15 protein-coding genes are annotated in these 15,123 nt (G+C 66.5%); 10 read left to right on the forward strand and 5 right to left on the reverse strand.

All coding sequences use genetic code 11. The features are described from left to right. Positions 1–37 precede the first annotated feature (37 nt). The 9 genes from LC490_RS06090 (at position 38) to LC490_RS06130 (ending at position 8,355) form a co-directional block, all read left to right on the forward strand. On the forward strand, positions 38–700 hold the full coding sequence (locus tag LC490_RS06090; RefSeq protein WP_223619595.1) for a hypothetical protein: 663 nt from the start codon (positions 38–40) through the stop codon (positions 698–700). A gap of 58 nt (positions 701–758) precedes the next feature. Beyond that, a complete protein-coding gene (locus LC490_RS06095; RefSeq protein WP_223619596.1) occupies positions 759–1,364 on the forward strand; it encodes a hypothetical protein in 606 nt (201 codons plus the stop codon). Positions 1,365–1,405: 41 nt separating this feature from the next. Then, positions 1,406–2,515, forward strand: a complete 1,110-nt coding sequence (locus LC490_RS06100; RefSeq protein ID WP_223619597.1) for an XVIPCD domain-containing protein — start codon at positions 1,406–1,408, stop codon at positions 2,513–2,515. 133 nt (positions 2,516–2,648) lie between these two features. Further along, a complete protein-coding gene (locus LC490_RS06105) occupies positions 2,649–3,227 on the forward strand; it encodes a hypothetical protein (RefSeq protein ID WP_152566092.1) in 579 nt (192 codons plus the stop codon). Between the two features lie 44 nt (positions 3,228–3,271). After that, the gene (locus LC490_RS06110) at positions 3,272–4,534 is read left to right on the forward strand and encodes a peptidoglycan-binding protein (protein WP_223619598.1); all 1,263 of its coding nucleotides are present in this window, start codon (positions 3,272–3,274) and stop codon (positions 4,532–4,534) included. A gap of 354 nt (positions 4,535–4,888) precedes the next feature. Next, positions 4,889–5,413 carry an XVIPCD domain-containing protein gene (locus LC490_RS06115; protein ID WP_223619599.1) on the forward strand — a complete coding sequence of 175 codons (525 nt, stop codon included), beginning with the start codon at positions 4,889–4,891 and terminating at the stop codon, positions 5,411–5,413. A 46-nt stretch (positions 5,414–5,459) separates the two neighbouring features. Then, entirely contained in the window at positions 5,460–5,741 is a 282-nt protein-coding gene (locus LC490_RS06120) for a hypothetical protein (protein ID WP_031370755.1), read from the forward strand. A gap of 51 nt (positions 5,742–5,792) precedes the next feature. Further along, entirely contained in the window at positions 5,793–7,460 is a 1,668-nt protein-coding gene (locus LC490_RS06125) for a type IV secretory system conjugative DNA transfer family protein (protein ID WP_223619624.1), read from the forward strand. A gap of 97 nt (positions 7,461–7,557) precedes the next feature. Further along, positions 7,558–8,355, forward strand: coding sequence for an amidohydrolase (locus tag LC490_RS06130; protein WP_223619600.1), 798 nt, complete (start codon positions 7,558–7,560; stop codon positions 8,353–8,355). Between the two features lie 487 nt (positions 8,356–8,842). Here LC490_RS06130 and LC490_RS06135 read toward each other — a convergent pair whose 3' ends face one another. From LC490_RS06135 to LC490_RS06145, 3 genes are all read right to left on the reverse strand, one after another. Next, entirely contained in the window at positions 8,843–9,403 is a 561-nt protein-coding gene (locus LC490_RS06135; protein ID WP_223619601.1) for a hypothetical protein, read from the reverse strand. 50 nt (positions 9,404–9,453) lie between these two features. Continuing rightward, complete coding sequence (locus LC490_RS06140) at positions 9,454–10,599, reverse strand: NAD(P)/FAD-dependent oxidoreductase (protein WP_223619602.1); 1,146 nt, start codon at positions 10,597–10,599, stop codon at positions 9,454–9,456. A gap of 139 nt (positions 10,600–10,738) precedes the next feature. Continuing rightward, positions 10,739–11,326 (reverse strand): TetR/AcrR family transcriptional regulator, encoded by a 588-nt coding sequence (locus LC490_RS06145; protein ID WP_223619603.1) that lies wholly within the window; start codon positions 11,324–11,326, stop codon positions 10,739–10,741. A gap of 149 nt (positions 11,327–11,475) precedes the next feature. On the opposite strand from LC490_RS06145, the gene LC490_RS06150 reads away from it, so the two are divergent. Further along, positions 11,476–11,943, forward strand: coding sequence for a nuclear transport factor 2 family protein (locus tag LC490_RS06150; protein ID WP_031370761.1), 468 nt, complete (start codon positions 11,476–11,478; stop codon positions 11,941–11,943). A gap of 18 nt (positions 11,944–11,961) precedes the next feature. Here LC490_RS06150 and LC490_RS06155 read toward each other — a convergent pair whose 3' ends face one another. Next, positions 11,962–12,729, reverse strand: coding sequence for a DeoR family transcriptional regulator (locus LC490_RS06155; RefSeq protein WP_031370762.1), 768 nt, complete (start codon positions 12,727–12,729; stop codon positions 11,962–11,964). A gap of 346 nt (positions 12,730–13,075) precedes the next feature. Continuing rightward, positions 13,076–14,185 carry a ricin-type beta-trefoil lectin domain protein gene (locus LC490_RS06160; protein ID WP_223619604.1) on the reverse strand — a complete coding sequence of 370 codons (1,110 nt, stop codon included), beginning with the start codon at positions 14,183–14,185 and terminating at the stop codon, positions 13,076–13,078. Between the last annotated feature and the right edge of the window lie 938 nt (positions 14,186–15,123).

The raw sequence follows: 15,123 nt of genomic DNA on the forward strand, positions 1-15,123 counted from the left end.
CCCGCGGCTTCAATCACTGGACTTGTTGGACCGGCTCATGACGACGAACCCGTACACCGCATTGCTCGCTGTATCCGCTCTTACTCTCGCGCTGGCCGCGTGCAGCGCCGATCCGGCCGCTAACGCGTCGGTGTCGACGCCGCAGCCGCTGGCTTCGGCGGCGAACGACGGCGTCCCGCGCGACGCCCGGGCCAAGAGCACCGATATCCCGCCGGGGTTTTCTTCCTATGCCTCGGAATCGATCGGCGACAACAAGCAATGCGTGGTCGGTGCGGCGGTCGACGACGACGGCATGAACCAGCGTCCCGTGGCCTACGTCGCCGAGACCTCCGGCAAGGCCTTGTGGACGCGCACCCTGGATCTGCCGACGCAGACCTACCAGAGCCGCGCGACCCATTGCGTGCGCGAAGCCGATTCGGTGTACGTGTTGTTGCAGTCCGACACCCAGCCGCAACAGGCCTCGTCGCAGACGCTGTTGCGCGTGGTCAGGCTCGCGCTCGGCGACGGCGCGGTGCAAGGCCAGGCGGACGTGCCTGTGCCGGGCGTCAAGGATCCCGTCTCGGCCTGGGTCGAAGAAGGGGCGCAGGGATTGCGCTGGAGCAATGGCGGCCTGATCGTTTCCGGCCAGTACTACCGTCTCGACGACAGTGATCGGCGCAGCACGTTCCAGGTGGGGCTGAAGCCCGATCTGAAGTCGTAGGCGGCAGGTTCGGAGCCTTGCCTTCGATCCGCACGGAAGCGGCAGCAAGGAACCGGGCATGGACCAGGAGCATCAGCAGGGCCACGGAAGGTGGCAGCGGCGCAGGCGCCGCTCGACGGGGGCCGATGGTCGGCCCGCTGCGACAGGCCGTAGTGTTTGGGGAAGCAAGATGAACTGCAAGAAAGTAGTAGTGCTGACGATGCTGATGTGGCTGGGGGGCTGCGAAGTCGCCTCCAGAGGCCCGGGCGCGACGGCGCCTGCGGATAAAGCCGCGGCCCCGGTCAAGACCGCGGCGGCTGCTGCCGGCAAGACCGGCGTGGCCTGTCCGTCGCAGCAATTCGACGCCTTCCTGGCCGCGTTCATGGACGACGTCGCCATCCAGAAGGCCTTTACCGCAAGCCCGCTGCAGAGCGAGACGGTCGATGCGAACGCCGATCCGGAACCCAGGCCGGTCACGACGATGCTCGACGCAACCGCCTTGCGCTTCCCGGTGATGCCGGGCGCGCAGCAACAAAAGCGCGATGGACTCGTGCTCAGCCAGACCGAATTGAACGGCGACAAGGAAGTGATGCTGGCCAAGCCGGACACCGACTACCAGATGTCGTTCTTCTTCAAAAAGGGCGAATGCTGGACCTTGTACCGCACGCGCGACGACTCCCTGTGAGCGCCGCCCGATGCAAGCCAAGCCCATGAGGAGACGCTGACATGTCGTACCAGGACACCATGAACGTGATCCTGCCGCCGCAATACGGACGCTCGGCGCACATCACCGGCCATTACGGCGAACACCGCGACAACGGCGCCCACGGCGGCTCCGACTTCAACTACGTCGGCGGCCAGGCCGGCGTCAACCTGACCCATCCGACGATTCATTCGCCGGTCGCCGGCACCGTCGAATTCGTCGGCGGGCGCTACGGCACCATCAGCATCCGCGATGCCGAAGGCAACAGCCATCAGCTGCTGCATACGCAGAGCCAGTCGGTGGTGGTGGGGCAGCGCGTCGAACCCGGCACCGAGATCGGCACGATGGGCGGCCGTGGCCCGCGCGGTTCCGAGCAGTACGCCCAGCACGTCCATTACCAGATGAAGGACAGCGAGGACCGCAACCTCAACCCGGAAACCTTCTGGAATCAGCGCCAGACGGTCGGCGCGCGCGGCGGCCAGGCCGCAGCGGACCGGCCTGCGGTCGACGACGGCGTGCTGCGCCAGGGCGAGCGTGGCGCCGACGTCCGCGCGATGCAGGACCACCTCAACAAGCTCGGTTATCGCGACGCTCAGGGGCGGCCGCTGCATGCCGACGGCGATTTCGGCGAGCGTACCCGCGAGGCCTTGCTGGCGTTCCAGCGCGACCAGGGTTTGAAGGACGACGGCATCGCCGGCAAGCGCACACTCGACGCGCTCAAGAAGGGCGAGCCGTCGAACCTGTTGTCGAACCCCAACAACCCGCATTACGCGATGTACCAGCAGGCGCTCGGCGGGCTGGAAAAACTCGGGCCGCAGGCCGGCTTCCGCGGCCGCGAGGATCTCGAGCGCGCCGCGGCGAGCCTGACCTACGAGGCGAAGGTGAGCGGTCTGAACAAGATCGACCATGTCGTGCTCAGCACGAACGGCAACGGTCTGTTCGCGGTGCAGGGCGGGCTCAACGACCCGGCCCATCACCGCGTGTTCGCCAACAAGGACATCGCGATGAACCAGTCGCTCGAGCAATCGACCCAGAAACTGCAACAGGATCTGCCGCAGCAGGCCCAGACCGCGCAACAGCAGGCCCAGGAACCGCGTCAGCAACAACAGCCGCCGAGGATGCACACGATCTGAGGGCGGGCAGGGCCGATCCGCGCCCCGCATCGGCCCTGCCGCCATCGATCCCACGCTCCTCGCAAAGAACCCTCGCAAGATCCCCCCTGCAAAGATCGCCATGCACCGATCGCCACGCACAAGGAAGACAGGCATGAATCTCCCCCGGTTTCTGGTAATCCCGTTGACCCTGGCGCTCGTCGCTTGCGGCGCGAGCTCCGGCGACGCCGAGCAGTCGGAATCGCCGTTCAAGGAACTCGAAGGCGCGAGCCCGAATGCAGTGCCCGCAACGCCGGCGGTCGGCGCGACGGCGACGCCCTCGACACCCGCTGCGGCGGCCCCGGCGGCTGCGGCCGCGTGCCCCGCGCAGGGTTTCGACGATTTCCTCAAGGCCTACGCACGCGATGCGCAGACCAAGACCCGTTTCACCTTGCCGACGGTCAAGGTCGTCGACCTGGTCGACGTCGGCGAAGACACCCAGCAACGCACCGAGCAGGTGCCGGGCAAGGACTACACCGGCTTCAACCTCGCTTATCGCGACGACGGTTTCCATGTCGTCGACAGTGCCGGCGCGGTCGATCCCAAGCCGGTCGCGGTAGAGGTCAAGGCCGAGCCGGCCGACGCCTATTTCGTCCGCTACCAGTACGGCATGTCGGAAGGTAATTCGTACCGCTTCGTCAAACAGGAAGGTTGCTGGTTCCTCGCCGAGGACCCGGAACCGTCCGCCCCCTGATCGCGACTTCAGCACCCTCTCAATCACTCAATGGAAGGACTCTCATGAGCCGCTACCGCATTACGGAAAGCGTGGGCCGCCGCGTCGAGCACGTTCACAGCTACGACGACCTCGACATCCATCACCCGAGCCGCAACGCGCGCGGCCTGCAGACCGGCCGCGACGCCGACTTCGAGCACGGCCGCGACCATGCGCGCGTCGACGGCGAGTTCGAGGAAATCCGCCGCACCAACGACGGCCGCACCCTGGTCAAGAAAGACTTCATCCTCAGCCAGGACAGCCTGGGGCGGGTGCAGATTCCGGCGCCGGTCGAAGGCTATGTGCACTACCTGCCGAACGACCCCACGGCCGCGCTGCGCATCTACGACCGTCCGCACGATCAGCCCGGCGCCAAGCTGGTGGGTCAGGTCCTGCACATGGACCCCCACTCGTTCAAGCTCAAGGAAGGCGCGCACGTGCAATACGGCCAGCCGCTCGGCGCGATGTCCGACACCGGCACGCCCGGTTCGGTGCACGCGCACGTCGAAGTCGAGGCCGATCAGTTCAAGCGCTATATCCAGGACATCGACCGTGGCGTGATCACCCCGGACCGCTATCCGGCCAAGAACGGCCAGACCGCCGAAGCGCCGGCGCGCGAGGACGTGCATCGCGAAGCCGGGCATCGCGAAGCGACGCCGCGTCCGGCCAGCCGCGGCGCCGCTGCCGACGGCGTGATCCGCGAAGGCGAACACGGCCGCGACGTGCGCCTGCTGCAGGAGCAGTTGAACAAGCTCGGTTACCGCGACGGCCACGGCCATGCGCTGAAGTCCGACGGCGATTTCGGCGATCGCACCCGCGAAGCGGTCAAGGCTTTCCAGCATGCGCACGGCCTCAAGGACGACGGCATCGCCGGCCCGAAGACGCTGGAAGCGCTGAAGAAGGCCGGCGAGGCGCCGTTGCTGTCGAATCCGGTGCACCCGGACAACGGCATTTACCGCCAGGCCGTGGCCGGGTTGGAGAAGCTCGGGCCGAACGGCGGCTTCGGCAATCGCGAACAGATGGAGCGCGCCGCCGCTGCGCTGACCTATGAAGCGAAGGTCAGCGGCTTGACTGCGATCGATCACGTCACCCGCAGCGCGAACGGCAACGGCCTGTTCGCGGTGCAGGGCGAACTCAACGATCCGAGCCAGAACCGCGTCCACGTGGAAAAGAAGTACGCGGCCGAGCAGCCGGTCGAACGCTCGAGCTTCCAGGTGCAACAGGACGCACCGACGCGCGAGCAGGCCCAGGCGCCGCAGAAGGAAGCTCCGAGGATCCAGATGGCTTGACCCTGGGCCGGCGCACAACTCTGGTGGAGGAGAGCGCCGATCCGGATCGGGGACATCGCAGGCAAGGGAATGCGTTGCAACCACTGCGATGTCCGGACAGGGACGTCGTCGCTTCGCCCGCAGGGGCGGAGCGGGCAGGGCAGGCTCGATCGCTAGGGAGATCGAGCCTGTCGCTGCCGCTTTGCCGGCCGCCCGCGATCGGGCGGGCGGACACGGCCGGCCGGCGACGGCGGGGCCGGGATGCCAATGTTTCTAACCAGGCCGGGCTGCGCGCACCGGCCCGGGGGCCTCGCCCTTGTGGGGTTTCCGCTATTGCGCGAGCATGACGATTCGGTTCCGGCCGGAGGTGCAACGATGAACGGAAGCACTCAGGAACAGCAATTGAAGGTCGACGGCCAAGCCACGACCCAGACGCTGGACGACATGCGCCGCGCCGAGCAGCGCTCGCTGCTCAGCAGCCCCAGCCATCCGCATCACGACCTGTACTCGCAGGTGCGCGTCTGCCTCGACAAGCAGGACATGGGGCTCAAGGATTACTCCGGCGACCAGCGCGACAACCTGGCCGCGGCCCTGGCCCTGGAAGCGCGCACCGGCGGCCTGCGCAGCGCCGATCACGTGGTGCTGAGCAAGGACGGTTCGCGCGCGTTCGTGATCGAGGGCGAGCTGGATTCGCCGAGCCGGCGCATGAGCTATGTCGACACCGCCCAGGCGGCGGCGCAATCGATGGAACGGAGCAGCCAGCAGCTGGCCCAGCTCAATCGCGAACAGGAACTCCAGGACCGGCAACGGCAGGACGAGCGCCAGGCCGAACGTCAGGCCGAGCACCGCGGCGAACGCGAGCCGTCGCTGGCCCGTGCCCTGTTCAAAGACAAAGACTGAAACGCCCGCGCCGCCATAGAGCGCGCGAAGGCATCGGAGGCCTGCAATGAACGAATACCGTCATCACATCCTGACCCGCGGCCGCTACCAGATCGTGGCCTTGACCCCGGACCCGCAGTTCGAGAGCGACGACATCTACGCTTACGCGGTGATGTCCTCTTCCGGGCTCAAAATGCGTCAGGAACTGACCCTGACCGATGCCCGCAACTGGCTGGAATTCTGGATCGAGCAGGAAAGGGCCTCCAGCGGAGGCTCGTCGCCGGATATGATGGAGTCATCGCCTCCGGGGGAGCCTTCCAGGCTGCAGGCCGCCCGCAAGCGACGCTGACCGACAGCGGGTTCGGGGAAACCAAGCAGGAAACATAACGTGAAAGGGAAGCTGATTTTTGCCCTGGCGGTACTGGTACTCGTACTGGCCGCGGGGACGTATCTGTCGGGATACGTGACGTTGATGTTGATGAAGATCGACACCAGTGCGCTGAAGTGGAACACCTACCTCGATTACCTCAAGGTGTTGGACGTCCCGCAGTACAAGCCCTACGTGGGCAAGATCAAGGCCGGCGGCTTCATCGGCTATGGCCTGCCGATGGTCGGCTATCTGATCCTGACCGTGCTGATGCTGAAGCCGAAGAAGAAGTCGATGCACGGCGACGCGCGTTTCGCGCGCTCCGGCGACCTGTCGGCCAAGGGCATGTTCAAGTCGACCCCCACCAGCATCGTGGTCGGCAAGTTCAACGGCCAGCTGGTGCAACTCAGCGGCCAGCAGTTCGTGATCCTCGCCGCGCCGACCCGTTCGGGCAAGGGCGTCGGCATCGTCATTCCGAACCTGCTGAACTACCAGGGCTCGATGGTCGTGCTCGACATCAAGCAGGAAAATTTCGACCTGACCAGCGGCTGGCGCGCCGAGCAAGGGCAGGAGATCTTCCTGTTCAACCCCTTCGCCGAGGATCGCCGCACCCATCGCTGGAACCCGCTGACCTACGTGTCCAGCGATCCGGCGTTCCGCGTCTCAGATCTGATGAGCATCGCCGCGATGCTGTATCCGGACGGCTCGGACGACCAGAAATTCTGGGTCAGCCAGGCCCGCAACGCCTTCATGGCCTTCACCCTGTACCTGTTCGAGGCCTGGGAAGACGCCAAGAAGGTCGGCTTCCCGTTCGGCACCATCCCGACCCTGGGCGCGGTGTACCGCCTGTCTTCGGGCGACGGCAAGACCGAGCTCAAGCCGTTCCTGCAGGGACTGTCGCAGCGGCCCTTCCTCAGCAGCAACGCCAAGTCGGCGTTCGCCAACATGCTGTCGCAGGCCGACGAGACCTTCGCCTCGATCCTCGGCACTTTCAAGGAACCGCTCAATCCCTGGATCAACCCGGTCCTGGACGCGGCCACCAACACCGACGATTTCCTGCTGACCGACCTGCGCAAGAAGAAGATGACGATCTACGTCGGCATCCAGCCCAACAAGCTGGCCGAAAGCCGTCTGATCGTGAACCTGTTCTTCAGCCAGATCATCAACCTCAACACCCGCGAGCTGCCGCAGAACAACCCCGAGCTCAAGCATCAGTGCCTGTTGCTGATGGACGAGTTCACCTCGATCGGCAAGGTCGACATCATCGCCTCGGCGGTGTCGTACATGGCCGGCTACAACCTGCGCCTGCTGCCGATCATCCAGAGCATGTCGCAGCTCGACGCCACCTACGGCAAGGACATCTCGCGCACCATCATCACCAACCACGCGCTGCAGATCATCTACGCGCCGCGCGAGCAGCAGGACGCGAACGACTACTCCGATATGCTCGGCTACACCACCGTGCGCAAGGAGAACATCACCCGCGGCCGCGAAGTCTCGCGCAGCGAGTCGGAAGAGCGCCGCGCGCTGATGCTGCCGCAGGAGCTCAAGGCGATGGGCTTCGACAGCGAGGTGTTCCTGTACGAAGGCATCCCGCACCCGGTGAAGTGCGACAAGATCAAGTACTACCAGGACAAGCTGTTCACCCAGCGCCTGTTGCCGAAGGTATCGGTGCCGGTGCTGGACATCGGCACCGGCTGAGCCGGATGAGTCGTGCGTCGCGTTGCCGGGCTCCGGCCCGGCAACCGGCGCGGCTTCGCGGGCATAATGTCCGCAGACCCCCTGTTCGGTAGCTCGTATGCGCGACCTTCGCATCTCGCTCGTCCAAGGCGCCACCCGCTGGCACGACCCGGCCGGCAACCGCGATTACTACGGCCATCTGATCGCTTCGCTGCGCGGCATCACCGATCTGGTGCTGCTGCCGGAGACCTTCACCAGCGGCTTCAGCAACGACGCCATCGGCGACGCCGAGACCATGGACGGGCCGACCGTCGCCTGGATCCGCGAACAGGCGGCCAAGCTCGGCGCCGCGGTCGCCGGCAGCGTGCAACTGCGCACCGACGACGGCGTGTTCAACCGCCTATTGTTCGCCACGCCCGACGGCGAGTTGCAAACCTACGACAAGCGCCATCTGTTTCGTTACGCCAAGGAACACGAACGCTACGCCGCCGGCCGCGAGCGCCTGACGGTGGAATGGAAGGGCTGGCGGATCTGCCCGATGGTCTGTTACGACCTGCGTTTCCCGGTGTTTTCGCGCAACCGTTTCGACGTCGAGCGCCCCGGCGCGCTCGATTTCGACCTGCTGCTGTACGTCGCCAACTGGCCGGCGGCGCGCGCCTACCCGTGGAAGACCCTGCTGCGCGCGCGCGCGATCGAGAACCTGTGCTACGTCGCCGGGCTCAACCGCGTCGGCAGCGACGGCAACGGCCTGAGCTATTCCGGCGACAGCGCGGTGATCGATTTCCTCGGCCACCCGATCAGCGAATGCACCGACGAGGAAGTGGTCGTGACCACGACCCTGCAGGCGGCGGAACTGGCGGCGCACCGCGAGCGTTTCCCGGCCATGCTCGACGGCGACAGCTTCGAACTGCGCTGAGTATCTCGAGCGTTGCGGCGCCGCTGCCGCTGCTCTTGGGTAGGAGCGGCGCAAGCCGCGACTGCGCAGCTGGCGGTTGCGACGCCTCTTACCGCAGAGCGGTGAGGCAACATCTAAAGCTTCCGTCCGCTGACGCGGCCGGGTTACTTTCTTTTGCTGGCCCAAAAGTCCGTCTGGATTCCCTTCGGTCAAAGCTGACCAAAGGGAGGCCTTCCTTGACGAAGCTCTCCTGCGAGTTCATGGCTTACGCCGGGATTTTTCGATAGGACATCCTTGTCCTATCGAGTCATTCCTTTTTAAAGGCTGGGCGCACGTCCTGTGCGCCGCCCTCCGGGTCTCCAGGTGTTCTCTCAAGTTCGGAGCTGCGCCAACCTTTAACAGCAACAGCAACAGCAACAGCAACAGCAACGGCAGGAGCAGCTCGGGCAGGCCGTCGCTCCTGCCCTGGCGCGAGCACGCCGCTTCGTTGGATAAGGGACGGCAGCGTTCAGCGCAGGCGGTCGTGGACCTGCAGGCCCTGGCTCGGGTCGGCGGCGTCGTAACGCACGGTGACCTCGCGATCGGGTTCGCCGTCGCGCCCAGGACGCAGCAAGGACACGCGCAGCGAGCCATCGGCGGCGACGACACGCTCGCCCGCTTCGATCGACTGCAGACAGGAGGCGATGCGGTAGGCGTCGTGCTTGCGCACCTGCAGTGCGGCATCGAGCGCCAGCCAGACCAGGTCGGTCTCGATGCCGGCGCCGCAATGGCCCTGCGTGCGGTCGCTGCGGCTGGCGGTGTCGACCTCGATCAACAGATAACGCAGTTCGGCCGGGCCGTGGCCGGAGTCGGCCAGCAGCGCGCGCCGCTCGACGACGCCGTCGACATCGGTGATGCGCGCGAGCTTGAGCGGTTTGCGCCTGGCGCCGTCGACCAGCAGTAAGTCCTGCTGGCGCGAGTCGATCTCGACCTGCAAGGCGGCCGCAGCGGGCGCAGCCGTCGCGTCCCCGTAGGCCAAGGCGGCGGCCAACAGACAGGCGAGCGTAGCGGGCAGGGCAGACAGGGTCATGCGGCCACTGTACGCCGGCGCGCAGGTGTCGAGCGCGCCGGCGCACATGTTCAGAGGCTTTCCGAAGGCCGCGATGCGGCGGCCTCGTCCGGCTCGCGGCTGCCGCGTTTGTGGAAATAGACCTGTTCGGCGGCCCAGCGCAGTGGCGCCGAATGCAACAGCAGGTCGAACGGCCAGTCGAACTGGAAGTGATCGAAGGCCCAGCGCAGCGCGCGCTTGCGGCGGAAGCGCGGGGCGCTGTCGCGGGCGACCGATTCCGGCGCCGGGCCCTGTCCGAGCGCGTGCAGGGCGATCGCCTGGCCCAGGGTTTCGCCGTGCGCCCAGGCCGAGTGGATGCCGCCGGCGGTGACCGGCGAGACGATGCCGGCGGCGTCGCCGGTCAGCATCACGCCGTCGCGGGCGAGCGGAAACACCGGGCCGCCGCAGGGGATCAGGCCGGCGCGGGTCGCCGCAGGCTGCACATCGGCGTCAAGGCCGACCACCGAGCGCACCCGCTGCAGGAAGCCGTCGATGTCGGGCACGCGCGCGCGTTCGGGGTCGTGGCGCACCGCCAGGCCGGCCTGGACGCCGGTCGGGTTCTGCGCCACCCAGCCGATGTAGCCGGGCGCGTAGCGCTTGCTGACGAAGCAGTGCAGGGCGCCGGATTCGGGCAGGGCGGCACCGGGAAACTCGTACTCGATGCCGTAGAGGAACTCGCGCGTCTGGCCCAGTCCGGTGCGCTCGGCGACGCGCGACTTGGCGCCGTCGGCGCCGACCAGGAAACGGGTGCGGCCCACGCCTTCGATGCGCCAGCCGTCGTCCTCGCGCTCGGCCTGGGTGAAGGAGGTGCCGAGGCGCAACTCGACGCCGTGGCGGACCAGTTCCTGGGTCAGCCAGCGCATCAGCCGCGGTGTGTCGGTGGTCAGGAAGTAGTAGCCCGGTGCGCTCAAGGCCATGCTGCGCAGGCGCGGCGAATACAGGCGTACGCGTTCGACGCGGTGCAGGCAGCCGGCCGGCGCGCGGCTCAGCCAAGTCTGTTCGGCGGCTTCCTTGACCACGATGCCGGTGGTGCGCAATTTCTCGCCGGGGTCGCGCTTGCGTTCGAGCACCACCACGTGCAGGCCGGCGCGCGCGGCGGCCAGGGCGCAGGCGGCGCCGGCGAAGCTGGCGCCGACGACGACCAGGTCGCAGTCGTAGGCTTGGGGGTCGAGGTTCATTCCGGTTTCTCGTGGGGAGACCGGTGCAGTCTGGGCAGGCTCGACGAAGCCCGTATGGGGTCTGTGTGAAGTGAGTCGAGCCTGTAACGGGGTTCACGCGCGACGCGTGACGTGGGGCCCGTTCTGCTCGGCGTTTCGCTCAGCGATTCGCCGCCGACAAGGCCTCGATGGTCAGCGCGAGTCCGTTCAGGGCGTCCTGCGCAGCGGCGGGATCGGCGGCAGCGCGCACGATCGCACCGTCGAAGGCCTGGGCGATCGCAGCGGTGCGCGCATCGCGTTCGGCCGACGCCGGCAGCAGCGCGGCGATGCGTTCGGCGAGTTCGCGCTTGTGCCGGCGCGAGCATTCGACCGCTTCGGGCAGCGCCGGGCCGATCTCGGCCACGGCATTGATGAAGGCGCAGCCGCGGAAATGCGGATGGGAGAACCATTCCGCCAGGGCCGGCACCAGCGCCTCGGCGCCGTGTCCGGGCGCTGCGCCGTGGCGCTGCAAGGCCGCATCGAACCAAGTCATCCAGCGCTCGTGGCGGTAGTGCAGGAACGCCAGGATCAGGGCGTTCTTACTCGGGAAATGCCGGTACAGCGTGACCTTGGTGACGCCGGACTCGGCGATCACCCGGTCGATGCCGGTGGCGCGGATGCCTTCGAGATAGAACAGATCGTGGGCGGTCTGCAGGATCCGCTCGCGGGCGGGCACTGGCTGGGCAGGCGAAGCGGCTTTGCGGTTCATGGCGCAATGGTAGACCGATTCGTCTACCGGCGCCAATCGTGTAGACAGCTCTGTCTACGTGAGGTAAATTTACCGTGTAGACCGATCTGTCTACATAAATTTTTATCCAAGTAGACTAATTCGTCTACATGCGCTCAGGAGCCGCCCTCATGCACACCCGTCCGCCCTTGCCGCCGTTCACCCGCGACAGCGCCATCGAAAAGATCCGCCTGGCCGAAGACGCCTGGAATTCGCGCGACCCGGCCCGCATCGGCCAGGCTTATTCGGTCGATACCCGTTGGCGCAACCGCGCCGAATTCGTCGACGGCCGCGAAGCCGCGGTGGCCTTGCTCGAACGCAAGTGGACCCGCGAGCTCGACTACCGCCTGATCAAGGAACTGTGGGCCTTCGACGGCGCTCGCATCGCCGTGCGCTTCGCTTACGAATGGCGCGACGATTCCGGGCAATGGTTCCGCAGCTACGGCAACGAGAACTGGGAGTTCGGCGACGACGGCCTGATGGCGGTGCGCCTGGCGAGCATCAACGACCGGCCGATCGCGGCGAGCGAACGCAAGTTTCATTGGCCGCAGGGCCGGCGGCCCGACGATCACCCGGGGCTCAGCGAGCTGGGGCTGTAAAACTGATCGTCGTCGGCCTCAGTCGACGACGATCAGCTCGATGCCGAGACGCAGCAGCCCCTGGCTGTATTCCGGGCTGATGCTGGAGTCGGTGATGATGGTATGCACGCATTCCAACTGGGCGATGCGGTGCAGGCCGACGCGGCCGAACTTGGACGCGTCGGTCAGCACGATCACCTTGCGCGCGCGTTCGACCATGCGATGGTTGAGGCTGGCTTCGCCTTCGTGATGCGTGCTCAGACCGAACTGCAGGTCGAGGCCGTCGACGCCGAGGAACAGCGCATCGAAGCTGTAGCTGGTGAGGCTGGCCTCGGCCTGCGCGCCCTGGAACGACAGCGACTGCTTGCGCAACAGGCCGCCGGTCAGCATCACCTCGACACCCGTCGCGTTGGCCAGTTCCCAGGCGATATTGAGGCCGTTGGTCATCACCGTGACGCCCTCGGCGTGGCGCAGATGGCGCGCCAGGGTCATGGTGGTGGTGCCGGAATCGATGATGACATTGTCGCCGGCCCGGATCAGCTGCGCCGCGCGGGCGCCTATCGATTCCTTCAAGCTGCTGTTGAGGCTGTCCTTCTGATGGATGTCTTGTTCCAGCGGCGGCGTGCGCACCAGGGTGGCGCCGCCGTGGTTGCGCTTGGCCAGGCCCTGCGACTCGATCTGGGCCAGATCGGCGCGGATCGTCACCGTGGACACGCCCATCGATTCGGCCAGATGCGCAACGTGCACGCTGCCGTGCTTGACCAGCATCTGCAGGATCCGTTCGCGGCGTTGGCGGGTGTTTCGCATCGGTCCTTCTCGGTGCAGCACGGGGCGGAAGCGGATGGCGTCAGCGCTGCGGCGTGTCGTCCTGCGTCGGGGGGGCGCGGCGGCGATCGATGCGGGGCATAGCCGGGATGGTGCCACCTTTCGGCACGGGTTGCGGGCCGGCCTGCGCAGGCCGGCTTGCGGAACCCCGGGCGCATGGCGCATGCACGAGACCTTCGCATGTCGATGTCTCTGGCGCGCCTGCGGGCTCGAAAACGAAAACGCCGCCATCGCAGGCGATGACGGCGTGGTGTGCGAGCTTCGATGAAACCGTCGCATCCGGGCGGCGGCCCCCAGGAAGCGAGCCCTGGTTCGGGGGTTCAGGGGCTCAGGGGTTCAAGCGCCACTTCTGATAGCCGTTGCCGAGGCAGGTATAGACGCGCAGATAAGCGCCCTGGGCGGCGTTGTTGAGCGGGTCCAGGCAGGTGCCGCTGGCGACGTTGTACAGCCCATCCGAGCCCGGCATCGGCATCCAGCGTTGCGCCGAGCCGTTGCCGCATGCCGCGAGCCGGACGCTGCCGTCGCTTTCCGCCTGCAGGCACTGGCTGCGGCTGCGCATCATCATGCGGAAGCCGTCGTCGCGTTCGATCAGTTGGTTGTTGTTGCTCGCGCAGCTCCACAAGCCGGCCTGAGTGCCGCCGGCCAGGGTATCCAGGCAATAGCCGCTGTAGGTGTTGAGCAGCACCTTCGGCGAACCGAGCGTGCCGAACTTGTTGTCGGCGGCGATGCAGTCCTGCTCCGCGGTACAGGAGGCGCGGGCGATCGACTCGCAGTTGCCGTAGGTCTTGCTGGTGCTGGTCGATGGCGCGACCGCGCCGTTCTCGGCGCTGGGGCGGAAGAACACCGCACTCGTCGCCGGCGCGGCCGCGCAGCTTTCCAGTTGATCGGCGCCCTGGGCGAAGTTCTCCAGGAACTCGACGGTCTTCTCGTTGAGGCCGCCCCAGGTCTGCGGCACTTGGATGCTGGCGACCTTGCGGCGCGCACCGGTCGCGACATCGGTGATGTAGGCGCTCCAACTGCCGGGAGCTTCGCTGACGATGCGGATCTTGTACTTCTTGCCCTGCACCCAGGGATAAGCGACCCAGCACTGCACGCCGCTGCCTTCGTGGGAGAAATGGCTGCACAGGGTGCCGCTTTCGGCGACCCAGCCGGTGGCCTGCCAGATCGAGAAATTCAGTGCCTTGTCGGCATTGCTGCGTTGTTGCAGGCCGACGTAGCCGCCGTCGCCGTTCTTGAGCGCGAACTGATGCGCCCAATAGGTGCGCCCGTTGTAGCCGGGCTCCTGGGTGATGGCGATGCTGAAGTCCATATCCAGGTAACCGCCGGGCTGGCTCGGCCAAGTGCGGTCTATCGCGACCATGCCGCCGGCGACGACCGCTGCGGCGGTGCCGTGCAAGGTCAGACAAAGCAGTAGCAGGACGATCTTCGCGTAGCGCATACGGACTCCTATCGACGACGGGTTGCGGACTGCCCATGGCGAGATCTCGGCTTCGTCATGGACGTATCGGGTCCAGGCCGCGATGCTTGCGGCGTGCCTGGCGTATTGCTCGGATTCGATGGATCGGCAGGAACGATTCGGGTTCGGTCCTCGGCTTGGCCGGCGAGGGCGATCGCCGCTTCGATCGCCCTCGCCGAAGGCGTCGATTCGCGTCCTGGCGAATGCGTGTCCTGTGTTGCGGATGTCGCGACTCGGCGATTGAGCATGAGCCGCAGGGGGGCGTCAATAACCGCGTCGGAAACGAAAGTTCCTTGTTTTTAAGGGTTTCGTTGCAGGTTTTTCGGCGAGCAGATCGAAACGAAACGTCGCATCGCGAACAGGTTTCGTAATCGGCTTTCGACACTGCCGATAGCGTGATGGACGTGGCGGTACGGATGCGATTGCGCGTGTTTTCAGCGTCAATGGCCGGCAAGCGCGTCGGTTTAATGTGCTATCTGAATCGGCGCGAGTTCATTCGGAATTGCGTCGTGAAAACAACGCGGACGGTGGATTTGCTGCGAACGCATATTCGATAGCGCGGACAGACGCCTGGATCGGAGGTGTTGTCGGGATCGTAGAAGTAGGGCGGAGTGATCGCGGGCGAAGCGGTTTCGATGCAAGCGGTCGTCGCGTGGCCGCGGCTCACGACCGCAGGAAATCCCCGTGGGACGCCGCTCCTGCTCTCGAAGCGATTCGGCGGGTGCGGACGAACAGCCGGGCGCGCACAAAAACAAAGGGCGCCGAAGCGCCCTTTGTCGTGTCTTGCTTCAGCGTTGCTGACGTCTGGGTTCAGACGCCGCCGCGCGGACCGCGGCCGCCACCGGGGCGGCCACCGCCACGCGGGCCACCGGGACGCGGACCGCTCGGGCGGGCTGCGCCACCGGGACGCGGTGCGCCGC

The organism is Lysobacter sp. ESA13C (genome assembly GCF_019970005.1).
Lineage (GTDB): Bacteria > Pseudomonadota > Gammaproteobacteria > Xanthomonadales > Xanthomonadaceae > Lysobacter > Lysobacter antibioticus_B.

Coding starts and splice junctions, on each gene's coding strand:
- LC490_RS06115 (WP_223619599.1), top strand. CDS start 4,889: ATGAACGGAAGCACTCAGGAACAGCAATTGAAGGTCGACGGCCAAGCC.
- LC490_RS06140 (WP_223619602.1), bottom strand. CDS start 10,599: ATGAACCTCGACCCCCAAGCCTACGACTGCGACCTGGTCGTCGTCGGC.
- LC490_RS06110 (WP_223619598.1), top strand. CDS start 3,272: ATGAGCCGCTACCGCATTACGGAAAGCGTGGGCCGCCGCGTCGAGCAC.
- LC490_RS06155 (WP_031370762.1), bottom strand. CDS start 12,729: ATGCGAAACACCCGCCAACGCCGCGAACGGATCCTGCAGATGCTGGTC.
- LC490_RS06160 (WP_223619604.1), bottom strand. CDS start 14,185: ATGCGCTACGCGAAGATCGTCCTGCTACTGCTTTGTCTGACCTTGCAC.
- LC490_RS06130 (WP_223619600.1), top strand. CDS start 7,558: ATGCGCGACCTTCGCATCTCGCTCGTCCAAGGCGCCACCCGCTGGCAC.
- LC490_RS06090 (WP_223619595.1), top strand. CDS start 38: ATGACGACGAACCCGTACACCGCATTGCTCGCTGTATCCGCTCTTACT.
- LC490_RS06135 (WP_223619601.1), bottom strand. CDS start 9,403: ATGACCCTGTCTGCCCTGCCCGCTACGCTCGCCTGTCTGTTGGCCGCC.
- LC490_RS06105 (WP_152566092.1), top strand. CDS start 2,649: ATGAATCTCCCCCGGTTTCTGGTAATCCCGTTGACCCTGGCGCTCGTC.
- LC490_RS06120 (WP_031370755.1), top strand. CDS start 5,460: ATGAACGAATACCGTCATCACATCCTGACCCGCGGCCGCTACCAGATC.
- LC490_RS06145 (WP_223619603.1), bottom strand. CDS start 11,326: ATGAACCGCAAAGCCGCTTCGCCTGCCCAGCCAGTGCCCGCCCGCGAG.
- LC490_RS06095 (WP_223619596.1), top strand. CDS start 759: ATGGACCAGGAGCATCAGCAGGGCCACGGAAGGTGGCAGCGGCGCAGG.
- LC490_RS06100 (WP_223619597.1), top strand. CDS start 1,406: ATGTCGTACCAGGACACCATGAACGTGATCCTGCCGCCGCAATACGGA.
- LC490_RS06150 (WP_031370761.1), top strand. CDS start 11,476: ATGCACACCCGTCCGCCCTTGCCGCCGTTCACCCGCGACAGCGCCATC.